The organism is Pseudomonas sp. Seg1, from assembly GCF_018326005.1.
Lineage (GTDB): Bacteria > Pseudomonadota > Gammaproteobacteria > Pseudomonadales > Pseudomonadaceae > Aquipseudomonas.
In genome coordinates, this window is the sequence record NZ_AP021903.1 from 5,887,501 (window position 1) to 5,903,764 (window position 16,264).

Consider the following 16,264-nt stretch of genomic DNA (forward strand, 5'->3'; position numbering starts at 1 on the left):
TCGACTGCGCCGGAAGTGGGGCGAATTATAGACCTCTAGAATTCGCCGTCAACCCCTAATTCCAACTTTATTCAGATTTCAACGTAATGCGTGCAAAAGCCTTCTTGCCAGCCTGGCAAACGTGGGTCGCGCCCACTGCGTATATAAAGGAGCGATCAACCACCTCACCATCTATACGTACACCGCCAGCTGCCAGCAGATCACGAGCAGCTGCCGAGTTCTTCACCAGGCCTGCCTTATTAAGGACAGCGGCAATCGGCATATCCTCAGCAGAGGTCAGTTCGATTTCCGGCAGATCATCCGGCAACTCACCTTCTTTCATGCGATTGCCCGCACCGCGGTGAGCATTCGCTGCTGCTTCTTCGCCATGAAAACGCGCAACGATCTCTTCAGCCAGCTTGATCTTGATGTCACGAGGATTGGCACCCGCCTCTACATCAGCACGGAACGCATTGATCTCATCCATCGAACGGAAGCTGAGCAATTCGAAGTAACGCCACATCAGCGCATCCGGAATCGAAACCAGCTTGCTATACATGACACCCGGAGCTTCCTGAATACCGACATAGTTGCCCAGCGACTTGGACATCTTCTTCACGCCATCCAGACCTTCAAGCAACGGCATGGTCAGAATGCACTGAGCCTCTTGACCATAACCACGCTGCAACTCACGACCCATCAGCAAATTGAACTTCTGATCGGTACCACCCAACTCGACATCCGCGCGCAGAGCAACCGAGTCGTAACCCTGAACCAGCGGATAGAGGAACTCATGAATGGCAATCGGCTGATTGGTGGTGTAGCGCTTGTCGAAGTCATCACGCTCAAGCATACGAGCGACAGTGTATTGCGAAGTCAGGCGAATGAAGTCCGCCGGCCCCATCTGATCCATCCAGGTGGAGTTGAACGCAACTTCGGTTTTCGCCGGATCAAGAATCTTGAAAACCTGAGTCTTGTAGGTCTCGGCATTCTCGAGAACCTGCTCGCGAGTCAGTGGCGGACGAGTGGCGCTCTTGCCACTCGGGTCACCGATCATCCCGGTGAAGTCACCTACAAGGAAGATCACCTGATGCCCCAGCTCCTGGAACTGACGCAGCTTATTAATAAGCACGGTATGACCCAAGTGCAGATCCGGGGCGGTCGGATCGAAACCAGCCTTGATACGCAGCGGTTGGCCGCGCTTGAGCTTCTCGATCAGCTCGGACTCGACCAATAGTTCTTCCGCACCACGTTTAATCAGCGCTAGCTGCTCTTCAACCGACTTCATAACAGACCCGCAAGGCTCAGATTCAAAGGGAACCAACCATACAAGATCGTGCACCAATTACAAGTTTTGCCCGGCGCACGGACACCAATCCACAGACGCGACGTCTGTAGACTTGCTTCAGAGATGATTTGGTTATATTTTATACAGTTATTTCATCTTCATCATGTCATTCATCTTTTCCAATTCATCACTTTTCAAAAGTCAAAATTACTTATGACCACCGAACCGTCTAAAGCGCCACCGCTTTACCCGAAGACCCACCTGCTCGCCGCAAGTGGAATCGCCGCCCTACTTAGCCTGGCGCTCCTGGTATTTCCTTCCAGCGATGTTGAAGCCAAAAAGACGACCCTGAGCCTTGAACTGGAAAGTCCTGCTGAACAACTGACACAAGATCAAGACGCTGCCGACGCGGCTCAAGCCACAAATGAGCCTGTAACCTCCCCGTTTGCACAGATAGAAAACAGCGACGAAACCACTTCGCAAACGGCTGAAGCCGCACCCGCGCCAGCACCCGTCGCCGAAAAACCAAAAGCCCCAGGTCATCGAGAAGTTGTTGTCGCGAAAGGCGATACGCTATCTACGCTGTTTGAAAAGGTAGGCTTGCCGGCCGCGGCCGTGCATGAAATTCTGGCCAGCGACAAGCGAGCCAAGCAGTTCAGCCAGCTCAAACACGGCCAGAAGCTCGAGTTTGAACTCAACCCCGAAGGCCAACTGACCAGCCTGCACAGCAAGGTCAGTGACGTTGAAACCATCACCCTGACCAAGAATGACAAGGGTTATGCGTTTAACCGCGTCACTGCAAAGCCAACCGTTCGCACCGCTTACGTCCACGGCGTAATCAATAGCTCGCTGTCTCAGTCTGCTGCCCGCGCCGGCCTGTCACATAGCCTGACCATGGATATGGCCAGCGTATTCGGCTATGACGTCGACTTTGCTCAGGACATCCGTCAGGGCGACGAATTCGACGTGATTTACGAACAGAAAGTGGTCAACGGCAAGGCTGTCGGCAATGGCCCGATCCTCTCGGCGCGCTTCACCAACCGCGGCAAGACCTACACCGCCGTGCGTTACACCAACAAGCAAGGCAACAGCAGCTATTACACCGCCGATGGCAACAGCATGCGCAAGGCGTTCATCCGTACGCCGGTGGACTTTGCCCGTATCAGCTCCAAGTTCTCCATGGGCCGCAAACACCCGATCCTCAACAAGATCCGCGCTCACAAAGGCGTTGATTACGCAGCCCCACGCGGCACGCCAATCAAGGCTGCCGGTGACGGTAAAGTGCTGCTCGCCGGCCGCCGCGGCGGTTACGGCAACACGGTGATCATCCAGCACGGCAACACCTACCGCACGCTGTACGGCCACATGCAGGGCTTCGCCAAAGGCGTGAAAACCGGCGGCACCGTGAAGCAGGGGCAAGTGATCGGCTACATCGGCACTACCGGCCTGTCGACTGGCCCGCACTTGCACTACGAGTTCCAGGTTAACGGCGTGCACGTCGACCCGCTGGGCCAGAAGCTGCCAATGGCCGATCCGATTGCCAAAGCCGAGCGTGCTCGCTTCTTGGCTCAGAGCCAGCCATTGATGGCGCGTATGGACCAAGAGAAGGCCACCATGCTGGCCTCGAGCAAACGCTGAGTCATGGCCCTGTATATCGGCGTGATGTCCGGAACCAGCCTCGACGGTCTGGACATCGCCCTGATCGAACAGACCTCGGCGATCAAGCTGATCGCTACGCATTACATTCCCATGCCTGAATCGCTGCGCACCGAGCTCCTCGGCTTGTGCGCCAGCGGTCCCGACGAGATCGCCCGCTCGGCGATTGCTCAGCAGCACTGGGTGAAGCTTGCAGCCCAGGGCATTCATACCCTTCTCGATCAGCAGCAACTCAAACCTGAACACATCCGCGCAATCGGTAGCCATGGCCAGACCATCCGCCATGAGCCCGCTCGCGGTTTCACCGTACAGATTGGTAACCCTGCCCTGTTGACCGAGCTGACGGGCATTACCGTCGTCAGTGACTTCCGCAGTCGAGACGTCGCCGCCGGCGGCCAAGGCGCGCCTCTGGTGCCAGCCTTCCATGAAGCGTTGTTCGAAGAGCGTACCGGCAACCAGGCGGTCTTGAATGTCGGCGGTTTCAGCAATCTCAGCCTGATTGAGCCGACCAAGCCTGTAGCCGGTTTCGACTGCGGCCCTGGGAACGTTCTGATGGACGCCTGGATTCAGCAGCAACGCGGCGAAAACTATGATCGCAATGGAGACTGGGCGAAAACAGGTACCGTTGAGCCGACATTACTGGAAGCGCTACTCAGCGATCCATTCTTCGTCACCAAGGGCCCGAAAAGCACCGGACGAGAGGTGTTCAACCTACCCTGGCTGGAGCAACACCTTTCGCACCTGCCAGCCTTCCCCGCTGAAAACGTGCAAGCCACGCTGCTCGATCTGACCGCTCTGACCATTGTCGAGTCGCTGCAAAACGCTCAGCCGGATACTCAGGAACTGTTGGTCTGCGGCGGCGGCGCGCACAACGCAACGCTAATGCAACGCTTGGCCGATTTGCTGCCGAACACAAAAGTCGCCAGCACCGCTACCCACGGCGTAGATCCAGACTGGGTCGAAGCCATGGCCTTTGCCTGGCTGGCTCATTGCTGCCTAGAAGGCATTGCTGCCAATCGCCCAAGCGTCACCGGCGCCAAAGGCCTGCGCGTACTCGGCGCCATCTATCCCAACTGAGTCAAACGCCGACAACAAAAAACGCCGCAGAACCGTGAGGCTCTGCGGCGCTTTGTTGTGTGCAGCGAGTGCAATCAGATCGAGAACGAAGACCCGCAACCACACGTGGTGGTGGCGTTCGGATTCTTGATCACGAAGCGCGAACCTTCCAGACCTTCCTGGTAGTCCACTTCGGCACCCGCCAGGTATTGGAAACTCATCGGATCCACCACCAGACTCACGCCTTCGCGCTCGACAATGGTGTCGTCCTCGGCCACATCTTCATCGAAGGTGAAACCGTACTGAAACCCCGAACAACCGCCGCCCGTAACGAATACGCGCAGCTTCAAGCGATCATTCCCCTCTTCATCGACCAGGCTCTTCACCTTGTGCGCGGCACCCTGGGTGAATTGCAAAGCCGTGGGGGTGAAGGATTCGACGCTCATGCTGACTATCTCCCGGCGTTACGCCGCCATAATGCGTGATGACGCGCATTATCCGCTTGTCCTAGAAAATCGGTCAACTATTGTTACGGTATATCAATAAAGCCGATCACCGGTTCAGAATGCAAAAAGGCCCGCTTAACGGGCCTTTTTGCTGTGCGCGATAAAGTGTTACGGCAGCATACCGGCATGGGACAGGCCGAAGCGCTCATCCAGGCCAAACAGAATGTTCATGTTCTGCACAGCCTGACCCGACGCGCCTTTGACAAGGTTATCGATCACCGACAACACCACCACCAGATCACCATCCTGCGGACGATGCACCGCGATACGGCAGACGTTGGCACCGCGCACGCTGCGGGTTTCCGGATGGCTGCCAGCCGGCATCACGTCGACGAACGGTTCATTGGCATAGCGCTTTTCGAACAATGCCTGCAAACCCACCGAACGATCGACCACCGTCGCGTAAAGCGTCGAGTGGATACCACGAATCATTGGCGTCAGGTGCGGAACGAAGGTCAGACCAACGTCCTTGCCTGCTGCACGACGCAGGCCCTGACGAATTTCCGGCAGGTGACGGTGACCCTTTACCGCGTAAGCCTTCATGCTTTCCGACGTCTCGGAGTACAGCGAACCTACAGCCGCACCGCGACCGGCACCGCTGACACCGGATTTGCAGTCGGCGATCAGACGCGAGGCATCGGCCAGACCCGCCTCAAGCAACGGCAGGAAACCGAGCTGAGTAGCAGTCGGATAGCAGCCCGGAACAGCAATCAGGCGCGCTTTTTTGATCTGCTCGCGATTGACTTCAGGCAGACCGTAAACCGCCTCATCCAGCAGCTCCGGCGCGCCGTGCGGCTGACCGTACCACTTGGCCCACTCTTCTGCATCCTGCAGACGGAAGTCAGCCGACAGGTCAATGACCTTGGTGCCCGCTGCCAGCAGTTCACCCGCCAGTGCGTGAGCAACACCATGCGGCGTGGCGAAGAACACCACGTCGCAAGCGCCCAGAGTTTTGATGTCCGGCACGCTGAATGCCAGGCCGTCGTAATGACCGCGCAGGTTCGGGTACATGTCAGCCACGGCCAGACCGGCCTCGGATCGGGAAGTGATCACGACCACTTCTGCCTGCGGATGCTGTGCCAACAGACGCAGCAGTTCGACACCGGTGTAACCCGTGCCGCCGACGATACCGACCTTGACCATAAACCTGCCCTCAACGAACCCACTGGAAAGCCGTCGATAATAGGGGCCGCGCGCGCCTGCGACAACCGTCAAGGTGACGTGCGGACGCTCAAGCCTCTACTATCCGGGCTACCGTGAACCTGGGAATAACTAAAAATGCTCTATCTATGGATCAAAGCGTTTCATATCGTCAGCATCGTGTGCTGGTTTGCCGGCCTGTTCTATCTGCCGAGACTGTTCGTTTATCACGCGCAAAGTGAAGACACGATCAGCAAAGAACGCTTCAGCGTCATGGAGCGCAAGTTGTATCGCGGCATCATGGGGCCGGCGATGATCGCCACGTTGATCTTCGGCGGCTGGCTGATCTATCTCAACCCGAGCATCTTCAGCATGGGCGGCTGGATCCACGCCAAGCTGACCCTTGTGGTCCTGCTGATCGGTTACCACCACATGTGCGGCGCGCAGGTAAAACGTTTTGCCCGTGGCGAGAACACCCGCAGCCATGTCTTTTATCGCTGGTTCAATGAAGTCCCGGTTCTGATATTGCTGGCTATCGTAATTCTGGTCGTGGTCAAGCCGTTCTAACTTCAACAAGTACAACTCTTTGGGGTGTTCATAATGTCGTTGCCCGCTTTGCTCGAACAACGTCTGCGTTTGCCGGTAGTGGCGGCGCCGATGTTCCTGATTTCCAACCCGGAACTGGTGCTGGCCTGTTGCCGAAACGGCGTGGTCGGCAGCTTTCCGGCACTGAATCAACGCGAAAGCAGCGGGTTCAAAGCCTGGCTGGAGCAGATCGAGGCGGGCCTAGCGACACTGGACAACCCGGCGCCATACGCAGTGAACCTGATTGTTCACAACAGCAACCCGCGCTTGCAGGCGGATTTGAACATCTGCGTCGAACATAAAGTGCCGATCGTCATCACCAGCCTTGGCGCCGTCAAGGAACTGGTGGATGCGGTGCACAGCTATGGTGGCCTGGTCTTTCACGACGTCACCACGCGCCGGCATGCCGAGAAGGCTGCCGAGGCCGGTGTCGACGGTTTGATCGCGGTTGCGGCCGGCGCCGGGGGCCATGCTGGTACCTGGAGCCCGTTTGCGCTGATCGCCGAGATCCGCGAGTTCTTCGACAAGACGCTGCTGCTTGCAGGATGTCTGAACCATGGTCATGAGATTCTGGCTGCGCAGATGCTTGGTGCGGATTTGGCCTACTTCGGTACGCGTTTTATCGGCACCACCGAAAGTCATGCGCCTGACGCCTACAAGGAGATGCTGCTGACAGCCAAAGCGGCAGACATCATCCATACTCCAGCGGTGTCGGGAGTACCGGCCAGTTTCATGCGCCAAAGCCTGGAGGCGGCCGGTTTCGACTTGGCCGCACTGCAAGGCAAAGGTGAAGTGAATTTCGGCGACAAGCTCAAACCGATCAGCGACGAAGCCAAGGCCTGGAAGACCGTGTGGTCAGCCGGCCAGGGTGTGGGGCAGATCGATGATCTGCCAAGCGTCGATCAGTTGATCACGCGCCTCGACGCGGAATATCGTCAGGCCCAGGAACGTGCAGCACAGTTGCCGAAGCGCTGGCCGCGCTAAAAAATCAGGCCAGTCGCGAGCAGACTGGCCTTACACTGACGACCTTTGAATCTAATCGCGACAAGGATGCCTCGGCCATGAGCGACCCCCGTTACAAGATCGTTTTCGACGGTGCTCTACAGCCCGGCGTCGACATCACCACTGCCAAGCTCAATCTGGCAGACCTGTTCAAAAGCGACGTGGCCGCCATTGAGCGCCTGTTCAACGGCCGCACAGTGGCACTCAAACGCGATCTGTCCCATAGCGACGCGCAAGCCTATCTGCAAGCGCTGAGCAAAACCGGGATCGATGCACGCGTCGAAACTGAAACTGCCATCGAGCTGAATCTCTCGGACGTCCACGAGCACTCCCCTGCTCCAGCCTATGCAGAGCCTAGCTCGCCTTATGCACCTCCCCAGGCCAACGTCGGTGAAAACCTTCCGGCATTCGCTATGCTCAAGCCGTTCAGCGTCGAAGGCCGGATCGGGCGCCTGCGCTTTCTGGCCTGGACCATGGTCGTAACGCTGGTGAGCCTGCCGATTCTCAGCATATTCGCGCTGATTGCCGTGGGACTTGTCAGTTCCGACTCCACCGGTGGTCTGATCATCGGCGGCATCGTCGCGGTCTTTTTAGGCTTGGCGCTGATCATCATCAGTATTCTGTTCACTGTTCAACGCCTGCACGATATCGGCTGGTCCGGCTGGCTGTGGTTGCTCAACCTCGTCCCGCTGGTCGGCAGCATTTTTCCTTTTGTGATCATGGTCGTACCAGGCAATACCGGCGCCAATCGCTACGGCCCACCACCGCCGCCCAACAGCACGGCGGTCAAAGTGCTGAGCGCACTGTGGATCGTGTTTATCGGGCTGTTTTTTGTGGGTGGAATGCTCGGAGGGATCTCGGCCATTCAGCAGGAGTACGAAACCAGCCTCGAAAGCAGCTACGACAGCGGCTCGGTGACCACCGATGAAATCGACGTAGAGGTCGAACCGGCAGCGAATTCTGCTGACGATGCAGCCGAAGCGGCGCAGGCCCCTGTAGACTCTGCGAAAGAATGAACAGCGCTCCCCGCCGTGACACCCGCGTCGCTGGCGCGGAGCTGTTGCGATGGAGAATTGCATGACCCGTTACGCTCTGATCACTGGCGCCTCCAGCGGCATTGGCCTGGCCATGGCCGAAGCCCTGGCCCGGCGCGGCCGCAGCTTGATTCTGGTGGCAAGACAGCGTGATCAGCTGGAAAGTATTGCAATCGAACTGACCCAACGCTTCGGCGTTGAGGTGTTGTTTCGTGCCTGCGACCTGGGCGAGCCGTTGCGCCTGTCCGGTTTCCTGCTGGAGCTGGAAGAAGGCGACCGGCAGATCGATCTGTTGGTGAACTGCGCCGGCATTGGCACCTGCGGCCCGTTTCTCGCTCAGGACTGGATGACCGAGCAGGACCTGATTGAAGTGAACATCCTCGCCCTCACCCGCCTGTGCCATGCCATCGGCAACAGCATGGCGCTGCAGGGTGGCGGCCAGATTCTCAACGTCGCCTCGGTAGCGGCGTTCAATCCTGGCCCGTGGATGAGCACCTATTACGCCAGCAAAGCCTACGTGCTGCACTTCTCCGAAGCACTGCGGGTCGAGCTCAAACAAAGCGCGGTAAAGGTATCGGTGCTCTGCCCCGGCCCTACCCGCACGGCTTTCTTTCGTACCGCACAACTGAACAGCGACAAACTCAAAGACAGCAAATTGCTGATGAGCCCGGAAGAAGTCGCGCTTTACACCGTGCGAGCACTGGAGAAGAACCGCGCGATCATCATTCCGGGACGACGCAATCGCTGGTTCGCCTTTCTACCGCGACTGGGTTCGCGCTGGCTCAATCGCACCATCGTTGGCATGGTCAACAAGGCCTACTGCCCGCGCTGAACCGTCCTACGGCAAAACAACTGGGCGGGTTCATTCCCCATGAGTAGACTCAGACTCGCCCACACAACGGAGAAAACAGCAGTGGATACTCTGTTCACCAAGATCATCAACCGGGAGATCCCGGCCAAGATCATTTACGAGGACGACCAGGTTCTGGCGTTCCATGACATCGCTCCACAGGCACCAGTGCATTTTCTGGTGATCCCGAAGAAACCGGTGCGCACCCTCAACGACCTCACCGAAGACGACAAGGCACTGGCCGGGCACATCCTGTTCACAGCGCAACGTCTGGCGCTGGAGCTGGGCTGTGAAGAAGGCTTCCGGGTGGTGATGAACTGCAATGAAAAAGGTGGGCAGACCGTCTACCACATTCATATGCATGTACTCGGTCAACGCCAGATGAACTGGCCGCCGGGCTAAACGTCACACGCACACTGTGGGAGCGAGCCTGCTCGCGAAGACGTCGGCACATTCAATTCATCAGCGCCTGACAATATGCCTTCGCGAGCAGGCTCGCTCCCACGAAAGCTTGACCGCGCATCAAATGACCCAGCGCAAACCTTCTCCGGCCGATTCGGTTAAACTGGCCGCCGAGATTCTTCCCGGAGGTCAGCATGACTACCCAACGTCACTATTCGCCAATTGACCGTCTTCTGCTGCAAGCCGATGCCGCGATGCGTACCTTGCTGCCCTTCAGCGGTCAGCCGTACCGTCCGTCGCCGGCGATTCTGCAGCCGGAAACGCAAATGAGCGACGAAGACACTCGCCATGTTGCCGGCCTCATGCGCATCAACCATACCGGCGAAGTCTGTGCCCAGGCGCTGTATCAGGGGCAGGCGCTGACCGCCAAGCTGCCGCAGGTACGCGAAGCCATGGAGCACGCGGCCGAAGAGGAGATTGATCATCTGGTCTGGTGCGAACAGCGCATTCACCAGTTAGGCAGCCATACCAGCGTGTTGAATCCGCTGTTCTACGGCATGTCGTTCGGCATTGGCGCGGTTGCCGGGCTGATCAGCGACAAGGTCAGCCTCGGGTTTGTTGCGGCGACCGAGCATCAGGTGTGCAAGCATTTGAATGAGCATCTGGAGCAACTGCCGGCCGAGGATGAGAAGTCCCGGGCGATTCTTGAGCAGATGCGTATAGATGAAGAGCACCATGCGGAGAGTGCGCTGGAGGCTGGTGGCTTCCGGTTTCCGGCGCCGGTGAAATTCGGGATGAGTCTTTTGGCCAAGGTGATGACCAAAAGCACTTATCGGATCTGAGATCTGTTTGGGTGCTGAGGGCCTCATCGCGAGCAGGCTCACTCCTACAGGGTTCTTTGTTTGAGCAATAAAAAAGGCGACGGTCCTGAGACAGTCGCCTTTTTTTGTGCCTGAAACTCTTACGCTGGCATGTTGCGCGCGTAGAAAATCTCGAGCATTTCGTGTTTCACACGATCGGTCACCTGGGCACGTTGCTCAGGGGACAGGTTGCTGGTGGCATCGCCGAACAGGTAGTTGTCCAGTTCGAAGTTTTTCAGCAGCATTTTGGTGTGGAACAGGTTTTCCTGGTACACGTTCACGTCGGTCATCTGATACGCGTCGCGAGTGTCTTCGGACAGGTAGTTCTGGATCGAATTGATCTCGTGGTCGATGAAGTGCTTGTTGCCCTCAACGTCACGGGTGAAGCCGCGCACACGGTAATCCACAGTCACGATGTCCGAATCGAACTGGTGAATGAGGAAATTGAGCGCTTTAAGCGGTGAAATGACACCACAGGTCGACACATCGATGTCCACACGGAAAGTCGCGATACCGGCGTCCGGATGGATTTCCGGGTAGGTATGCACCGTGATGTGGCTCTTGTCGAGGTGGGCCAGGATAATTTCGGGCAAAGGACCCGGCGATTCTTCGATCTGGCTTTCGGTCGGGGTTACCGGCTCTTCCGAGATCAGAATCGTGACGCTGGCACCCTGAGGCTCATAGTTCTGACTCGCAATGTTCAGAATGTTGGCACCAATGATTTCGACAACTTCCGTGAGGATCTGCGTCAGGCGTTCGGCGTTGTACTCTTGATTGATGTACTCGACGTAAGCCTGCTGGTCTTGCGGGGTCTCCGCGTAGCAGATGTCATAGATGTTGAAGCTCAAGGTCTTTGTCAGGTTATTGAACCCGTGGAGCTTGAGTTTGCTTTTCACCGTTAAAAACTCTCTATGTATGCGGCACGGCCGCGTGATCAAGCATGCCCGTCAAGTGCGAACAACGCACCTGCGTAGGACGGTTAACACCTCTTCGCGATGGCGATTTTGGTTATCTGTTCAGGCGGATGACCCGTCGGTTGACCGATCACTGCCCTGAAAAAAGTGGCGCATTATGCAGACGTCAGCGGGGGATCGCCAGAGTCTGCACTGCTTTTATGATAGTTGAATGTCGGCTCAACCGAGTTCGATGATTTCGTAGTCGTGGGTAATTGCCACACCTGCGGCGCCAAGCATGATCGAGGCCGAGCAATACTTTTCGGCGGACAGCTCGATGGCGCGTTTGACCTGGGCTTCTTTCAGGCCACGGCCCTTGACCACGAAGTGCATGTGAATCTTGGTGAACACCTTCGGATCTTCGGTTGCGCGCTCGGCTTCAAGGAAGGCTTCGCAGCTCTCAACAGCCTGACGGGACTTCTTCAGAATGCTGACCACGTCGAAGTTACTGCAGCCGCCGACGCCCAGCAGCAGCATCTCCATCGGGCGAACACCCAGATTACGGCCACCGGCGTCCGGCGGACCATCCATGACCACGACATGACCACTGCCGGACTCGCCGAGGAACATGGCTTCGCCAGCCCATTGGATGCGTGCCTTCATCGCCAAGACTCCACTGTAGAAAAAAGGGTCGCCAGCTTAGCACAGCGCCCCGGTCTGACAGCCAGCGGCGATCCTAGGACGGATGCCTCTAGGACGTAGGTAATTTCTCGAATTTTCGACGAAGTGTCTGGTAAGCTGGCGCCAATTCGCTGGCGCCCATGCCAGCTGTGTAGCGACCGCCTTCAGCGCCTCATAAAAAAATCAAACATCACCGTGCAGTCTTTTCGGGATACAACCATGGTTGCTATTACCCCAACACCCAAAATCAAGAACCTCGACAAGCTGCTGATGCATTGCCAGCGTCGTCGCCATGCGGCCAAGAGCAACATTATTTGTGCTGGCGACCGTTCCGATACGCTGTACTTCATCATCAAGGGCTCGGTGACGATCCTGATCGAAGATGACGATGGCCGCGAGATGATCATCGCTTACCTCAACGCCGGAGATTTCTTCGGTGAACTGGGCCTGTTCGAACAGGCCGGCCAGGAGCAAGAACGCAGTGCCTGGGTGCGCGCCAAGGTCGAGTGCGAAATCGCCGAAATCAGCTACGCCAAGTTCCGCGAATTGTCCCAGCAGGATCCAGACATTCTTTACGTGCTGAGCGGACAAATCGCACAACGCCTGCGCAACACCACGCGCAAGGTCGGCGATCTGGCATTCTTCGACGTCACCGGTCGTGTCGCCCGTTGCCTGCTGGAGTTGTGCAAGCAGCCGGACGCCATGACCCACCCGGACGGCATGCAGATCAAGGTGACCCGCCAGGAAATCGGACGGATTGTCGGCTGTTCACGGGAGATGGTCGGTCGCGTGCTCAAGGATCTTGAGGAACGCAACCTGGTCGATGTGAAAGGCAAGACCATGGTGGTCTTCGGTACACGGTAAGCCGGTAAAAATCAGGCGCTGTACATCTGCGCCAGCATCAGACGAAACAACTCATCAAGACGCGCCAACGCCTGTGGCGCGTTGAATTTTTCGTGCAGGGCAATGTGGCTTTGCGCCCGCACCCGCTGCTCCAGGCCGCAAGCTTCGTTGAAGCGATTGACGGCCGCCACCATCGATTCACGCTCGTTATCCATCAGCATTGCACCGTGAACCAAGCCAACCGGACGTTGCCCGCCCTGACTCTGGCGCCAACGTTGAGCCGTGCCGACCATTTTGCGACCGTCGAGATTAACGTTGAAGCGACCATCGCAGAACGCGCCTTCGATTTCACCCAACGACGAAACACCACCCAACTCATCGAGTAACTGACAGATCGGATCGCACAGACGTCGATAGCCGGTTTCGATCCGGTTCAGATCGCCTTCGCTGCGTGGCGGGGCGTAGACCAAGGCGATGTTGATGGTTGCGGTCGATTGCGGGACCGGTTCACCGCCGGTTTCACGCAACAGGACCGGCCAACCGGCAGCAGCGGAGACTTCGCAGGCGTGTTCGAATCCGGGCAGGCGATTGAGGCGGCGCGGCATGACCAGGGCGCGGTCGCTGGGTTGCCAGAACAGCAGGCCGAACTCGGCGTCGCCGGCGCAGATCGAGGCCAGTAAATCCTGTTCGGCTTGCAGGCCGGCTTCGATGGTCAGGGGGGTGGGGATCATAAGGGTTCCGTAGGACGATGAGTCTGAGGTGAGTCTTATGCCGCCTTCGCGGGCAAGCCCGCTCCCACAGGGGACGCGGGCGCCTGAGAAGACTTGATCAGTCGAGGGTCGAACCGCTGACTACCGGACCACCGCGCTCCGGGAAGAACAACCGCTGCAGTTCGGTGCCCGGGTTTTCCGCGCGCATGAACGCCTCGCCGACCAAAAACGCGTAAACGTCGCTGATTTCCATCAGCTCGACATCGGCGCGGTTGAGAATGCCGCTCTCGGTAATGACCAGGCGATCACGCGGAATACGCGGCAACAGGTCGAGGGTGGTTTCCAGGCTGACGTCGAAGGTGTGCAGGTTGCGGTTGTTGATCCCAACCAACGGCGTGTCGAGGGTTTTCAACGCGCGCTCCAGCTCATCGCCGTCATGCACTTCCACCAGCACGTCGAGACCGACGCCTTTGGCGACGGATGCCAGCTCGGCCATTTTCACGTCATCCAGTGCGGAGACGATCAACAGTACGCAGTCGGCGCCGAGCGCACGGGCTTCGACGATCTGGTACGGGTCGATCATGAAGTCCTTGCGGATCACCGGCAACTTGCACGCCGCACGCGCCTGTTGCAGGTAGATGTCGGCGCCCTGGAAGTAATCGATGTCGGTCAGCACCGACAGGCAGGTCGCCCCGCCCTTCTCGTAGCTTTTGGCGATGTCGGCCGGCACGAAGTTCTCGCGGATCACGCCTTTGCTCGGCGAGGCCTTTTTGATTTCGGCAATCACCGCAGGCTGCTTCTTCTTGGCTTGCGCCAGTAATGCCTGGGCAAAACCACGGGGTGCATCGGCCGCCTTGGCCAGACTTTCCAGCTCGCTCAGGCTGACGCGAGCGCTACGCTCGGCAACTTCCTGAACTTTGCGCGCCAGAATGTTTTCCAGAACCGTCGGTACACTCATCCCTCATTCTCCACTTTGAATACCGCGGTAAAGGCACCCAGCTCCTCGAGTTTTTCCCGAGCGAGCCCAGTGTGCAGAGCGTCGTGCGCAAGCTCCACGCCCTGTTTCAAACTGCTGGCCAGGTCAGCGGCATACATCGCCGCACCGGCATTGAGCACAATCATTTCGGCGGCTTTCTGGCCGTTTTCGGTTTTGCGCTTGCCCAACGCGTCGCGAATCAGCGCCAGCGACGCTTCCGGGCCTTCGACCGACAGACCGTGCAGGCTCTGGCTCTTCATGCCCAAGTCTTCGGGTTCGACCCAATATTCAGTGATTTCGTTGTTTTTCAGCTCGGCGACAAAAGTCGGCGCAGCGAGGCTGAATTCGTCCAGGCCATCTTTCGAATGCACGACCAGTACGTGTTTGCTGCCCAGACGCTGCAAGACTTCGGCCAGCGGCCGGCACAAGGCTTGAGTGAAAACGCCCACCACCTGATGTTTCACACCGGCCGGATTCGTAAGCGGGCCGAGCATGTTGAACAGCGTACGCAGACCGAGATCGCGGCGCGGGCCGGCGGCGTACTTCATGGCTTTGTGGTGCGTCTGGGCAAACATGAAACCGATGCCGACGTTGTCGATGCAACGGGCGACCTGCACCGGCGTCAGGTTCAGATAAATGCCGGCCGCCTCCAGCAGATCGGCACTGCCGCTTTTGCCCGAGACCGCGCGGTTGCCGTGTTTGGCCACGGTGCAACCGGCAGCGGCGACAACAAAGGAAGAAGCGGTCGACACGTTGAAGATGTTGGCACCGTCACCGCCGGTACCCACCACATCGACCACGCCGTCGAGGGTTTTCAGTTCAACCTGATCGGCCAGCTCGCGCATGACCGACACGGCGCCGACGATTTCGTCGATGCTCTCGCTCTTCATGCGCATGGCCATCATGAACGCGCCGATCTGCGCGTCGGTGCATTGGCCAGTCATGATTTCGCGCATCACGTCGCGCATTTCATCGGTGCTGAGGTCGAGGTGATCGACGATACGGCTCAGGGCTGTCTTGATATTCATGGGAAGTCCTTAGCGCGTGCCGCCGGTTTGTTTGAGGAAGTTGGCAAACAGTTCATGGCCCTGTTCGGTCAGGATCGACTCGGGGTGGAACTGTACGCCCTCAATGTTCAGGGTCTTGTGACGCAGGCCCATGATTTCGTCGACGCTGCCGTCATCGTGTTGTGTCCACGCGGTCAGCTCCAGGCAATCGGGCAACGTCTCGTGCTTGACGATCAGCGAGTGATAACGGGTAACGGTCAGCGGATGATTCAGGCCTTGGAAAACGCCCTTGTCCTCGTGGAATACCGGGCTAGTCTTACCGTGCATGACTTGGCGGGCACGTACTACGTCGCCACCGAAGGCCTGGCCGATGGACTGGTGGCCGAGGCAGACACCGAGGATCGGCAGTTTGCCGGCAAAGTGCTTGATGGCTTCGATGGAGATGCCGGCTTCGCTCGGCGTGCACGGACCGGGGGACACCACGATACGCTCGGGGTTGAGCGCTTCGATTTCGGCGATGGTCAGTTCGTCGTTGCGCACGACTTTGACTTCGGCACCCAGCTCGCCGAGGTATTGCACAACGTTGTAAGTAAAGGAGTCGTAGTTGTCGATCATCAGCAACATGGCGTTTCGAACCTCTTGAATTCTGACTTGAAGACAGCCTTCAGATGACCTGCCCGCAGAGCGCTGCACGATGTCGGACGCGCCAGTGGCGTCGGCAAAGCGGTATTTCAAACGGGCAAGGAAGGCAAAGCGATACAGATCCGGCGGAGCCGGCAGAAAAGATTCAGGCGCG

The 16,264-nt window shown here is 58.0% G+C and carries 18 protein-coding genes; 9 read left to right on the forward strand and 9 right to left on the reverse strand.

The genetic code is table 11. From position 1 onward, the window contains the following. Window positions 1–67 precede the first annotated feature (67 nt). Window positions 68–1,267, reverse strand: a complete 1,200-nt coding sequence (gene tyrS / locus KI231_RS26535) for a tyrosine--tRNA ligase (protein ID WP_213026727.1) — start codon at window positions 1,265–1,267, stop codon at window positions 68–70. 213 nt (window positions 1,268–1,480) lie between these two features. Here tyrS and KI231_RS26540 point away from each other — a divergent pair, with 213 nt between their 5' ends. Both KI231_RS26540 and KI231_RS26545 read left to right on the forward strand, forming a co-directional pair. Further along, complete coding sequence (locus KI231_RS26540; RefSeq protein WP_213026728.1) at window positions 1,481–2,905, forward strand: peptidoglycan DD-metalloendopeptidase family protein; 1,425 nt, start codon at window positions 1,481–1,483, stop codon at window positions 2,903–2,905. A gap of 3 nt (window positions 2,906–2,908) precedes the next feature. Beyond that, complete coding sequence (locus KI231_RS26545; protein ID WP_213026729.1) at window positions 2,909–4,000, forward strand: anhydro-N-acetylmuramic acid kinase; 1,092 nt, start codon at window positions 2,909–2,911, stop codon at window positions 3,998–4,000. A 74-nt stretch (window positions 4,001–4,074) separates the two neighbouring features. On the opposite strand, the gene erpA is transcribed toward KI231_RS26545, so the two are convergent. Together erpA and argC are read right to left on the reverse strand one after the other, a co-directional pair. Continuing rightward, entirely contained in the window at window positions 4,075–4,425 is a 351-nt protein-coding gene (gene erpA, locus KI231_RS26550; protein WP_003228776.1) for an iron-sulfur cluster insertion protein ErpA, read from the reverse strand. A gap of 168 nt (window positions 4,426–4,593) precedes the next feature. Beyond that, window positions 4,594–5,628 carry an N-acetyl-gamma-glutamyl-phosphate reductase gene (gene argC, locus KI231_RS26555; protein ID WP_213026730.1) on the reverse strand — a complete coding sequence of 345 codons (1,035 nt, stop codon included), beginning with the start codon at window positions 5,626–5,628 and terminating at the stop codon, window positions 4,594–4,596. 135 nt (window positions 5,629–5,763) lie between these two features. Between argC and hemJ the strand changes: the two genes are divergently transcribed. The 6 genes from hemJ (at window position 5,764) to coq7 (ending at window position 10,340) form a co-directional block, all read left to right on the forward strand. Beyond that, window positions 5,764–6,192, forward strand: a complete 429-nt coding sequence (gene hemJ / locus KI231_RS26560) for a protoporphyrinogen oxidase HemJ (RefSeq protein ID WP_034155111.1) — start codon at window positions 5,764–5,766, stop codon at window positions 6,190–6,192. 33 nt (window positions 6,193–6,225) lie between these two features. Next, window positions 6,226–7,194, forward strand: coding sequence for an NAD(P)H-dependent flavin oxidoreductase (locus KI231_RS26565; protein ID WP_213026731.1), 969 nt, complete (start codon window positions 6,226–6,228; stop codon window positions 7,192–7,194). 77 nt (window positions 7,195–7,271) lie between these two features. Continuing rightward, window positions 7,272–8,228, forward strand: coding sequence for a DUF805 domain-containing protein (locus KI231_RS26570; protein WP_213026732.1), 957 nt, complete (start codon window positions 7,272–7,274; stop codon window positions 8,226–8,228). 61 nt (window positions 8,229–8,289) lie between these two features. Next, the gene (locus tag KI231_RS26575) at window positions 8,290–9,078 is read left to right on the forward strand and encodes an SDR family NAD(P)-dependent oxidoreductase (protein ID WP_025113537.1); all 789 of its coding nucleotides are present in this window, start codon (window positions 8,290–8,292) and stop codon (window positions 9,076–9,078) included. A gap of 81 nt (window positions 9,079–9,159) precedes the next feature. After that, complete coding sequence (locus KI231_RS26580; RefSeq protein WP_003228789.1) at window positions 9,160–9,498, forward strand: histidine triad nucleotide-binding protein; 339 nt, start codon at window positions 9,160–9,162, stop codon at window positions 9,496–9,498. A 194-nt stretch (window positions 9,499–9,692) separates the two neighbouring features. Continuing rightward, on the forward strand, window positions 9,693–10,340 hold the full coding sequence (gene coq7, locus KI231_RS26585; RefSeq protein ID WP_103304494.1) for a 2-polyprenyl-3-methyl-6-methoxy-1,4-benzoquinone monooxygenase: 648 nt from the start codon (window positions 9,693–9,695) through the stop codon (window positions 10,338–10,340). 119 nt (window positions 10,341–10,459) lie between these two features. Here coq7 and speD read toward each other — a convergent pair whose 3' ends face one another. Both speD and KI231_RS26595 read right to left on the reverse strand, forming a co-directional pair. Beyond that, window positions 10,460–11,254 carry an adenosylmethionine decarboxylase gene (speD, locus tag KI231_RS26590; protein ID WP_103304387.1) on the reverse strand — a complete coding sequence of 265 codons (795 nt, stop codon included), beginning with the start codon at window positions 11,252–11,254 and terminating at the stop codon, window positions 10,460–10,462. Window positions 11,255–11,491: 237 nt separating this feature from the next. Further along, on the reverse strand, window positions 11,492–11,914 hold the full coding sequence (locus KI231_RS26595) for an OsmC family protein (RefSeq protein ID WP_007941657.1): 423 nt from the start codon (window positions 11,912–11,914) through the stop codon (window positions 11,492–11,494). A 237-nt stretch (window positions 11,915–12,151) separates the two neighbouring features. On the opposite strand from KI231_RS26595, the gene crp reads away from it, so the two are divergent. Further along, complete coding sequence (gene crp, locus KI231_RS26600; RefSeq protein ID WP_103304388.1) at window positions 12,152–12,796, forward strand: cAMP-activated global transcriptional regulator CRP; 645 nt, start codon at window positions 12,152–12,154, stop codon at window positions 12,794–12,796. Window positions 12,797–12,807: 11 nt separating this feature from the next. Here the strand turns inward: crp and KI231_RS26605 are convergent, their stop codons facing one another. From KI231_RS26605 to KI231_RS26620, 4 genes are all read right to left on the reverse strand, one after another. Then, entirely contained in the window at window positions 12,808–13,506 is a 699-nt protein-coding gene (locus KI231_RS26605) for a lipoate--protein ligase family protein (protein ID WP_213026733.1), read from the reverse strand. A 97-nt stretch (window positions 13,507–13,603) separates the two neighbouring features. Then, window positions 13,604–14,443 carry an indole-3-glycerol phosphate synthase TrpC gene (gene trpC, locus KI231_RS26610; protein WP_103304390.1) on the reverse strand — a complete coding sequence of 280 codons (840 nt, stop codon included), beginning with the start codon at window positions 14,441–14,443 and terminating at the stop codon, window positions 13,604–13,606. Continuing rightward, window positions 14,440–15,489: an anthranilate phosphoribosyltransferase gene (gene trpD / locus KI231_RS26615; protein ID WP_213026734.1), complete on the reverse strand. Its 1,050-nt coding sequence runs from the start codon at window positions 15,487–15,489 to the stop codon at window positions 14,440–14,442. The genes trpC and trpD overlap by 4 nt, the downstream gene beginning before the upstream one ends. Before the next feature lie 9 nt (window positions 15,490–15,498). Further along, window positions 15,499–16,092: an aminodeoxychorismate/anthranilate synthase component II gene (locus KI231_RS26620; protein ID WP_213026735.1), complete on the reverse strand. Its 594-nt coding sequence runs from the start codon at window positions 16,090–16,092 to the stop codon at window positions 15,499–15,501. Window positions 16,093–16,264 lie beyond the last annotated feature (172 nt).

Excerpts from the sequence above, each read along its gene's own strand:
- tyrS (WP_213026727.1), bottom strand. The coding sequence starts at position 1,267 with ATGAAGTCGGTTGAAGAGCAGCTAGCGCTGATTAAACGTGGTGCGGAA.
- KI231_RS26540 (WP_213026728.1), top strand. The coding sequence starts at position 1,481 with ATGACCACCGAACCGTCTAAAGCGCCACCGCTTTACCCGAAGACCCAC.
- KI231_RS26545 (WP_213026729.1), top strand. The coding sequence starts at position 2,909 with ATGGCCCTGTATATCGGCGTGATGTCCGGAACCAGCCTCGACGGTCTG.
- erpA (WP_003228776.1), bottom strand. The coding sequence starts at position 4,425 with ATGAGCGTCGAATCCTTCACCCCCACGGCTTTGCAATTCACCCAGGGT.
- argC (WP_213026730.1), bottom strand. The coding sequence starts at position 5,628 with ATGGTCAAGGTCGGTATCGTCGGCGGCACGGGTTACACCGGTGTCGAA.
- hemJ (WP_034155111.1), top strand. The coding sequence starts at position 5,764 with ATGCTCTATCTATGGATCAAAGCGTTTCATATCGTCAGCATCGTGTGC.
- KI231_RS26565 (WP_213026731.1), top strand. The coding sequence starts at position 6,226 with ATGTCGTTGCCCGCTTTGCTCGAACAACGTCTGCGTTTGCCGGTAGTG.
- KI231_RS26570 (WP_213026732.1), top strand. The coding sequence starts at position 7,272 with ATGAGCGACCCCCGTTACAAGATCGTTTTCGACGGTGCTCTACAGCCC.
- KI231_RS26575 (WP_025113537.1), top strand. The coding sequence starts at position 8,290 with ATGACCCGTTACGCTCTGATCACTGGCGCCTCCAGCGGCATTGGCCTG.
- coq7 (WP_103304494.1), top strand. The coding sequence starts at position 9,693 with ATGACTACCCAACGTCACTATTCGCCAATTGACCGTCTTCTGCTGCAA.
- KI231_RS26595 (WP_007941657.1), bottom strand. The coding sequence starts at position 11,914 with ATGAAGGCACGCATCCAATGGGCTGGCGAAGCCATGTTCCTCGGCGAG.
- crp (WP_103304388.1), top strand. The coding sequence starts at position 12,152 with ATGGTTGCTATTACCCCAACACCCAAAATCAAGAACCTCGACAAGCTG.
- KI231_RS26605 (WP_213026733.1), bottom strand. The coding sequence starts at position 13,506 with ATGATCCCCACCCCCCTGACCATCGAAGCCGGCCTGCAAGCCGAACAG.
- trpC (WP_103304390.1), bottom strand. The coding sequence starts at position 14,443 with ATGAGTGTACCGACGGTTCTGGAAAACATTCTGGCGCGCAAAGTTCAG.
- trpD (WP_213026734.1), bottom strand. The coding sequence starts at position 15,489 with ATGAATATCAAGACAGCCCTGAGCCGTATCGTCGATCACCTCGACCTC.
- KI231_RS26620 (WP_213026735.1), bottom strand. The coding sequence starts at position 16,092 with ATGTTGCTGATGATCGACAACTACGACTCCTTTACTTACAACGTTGTG.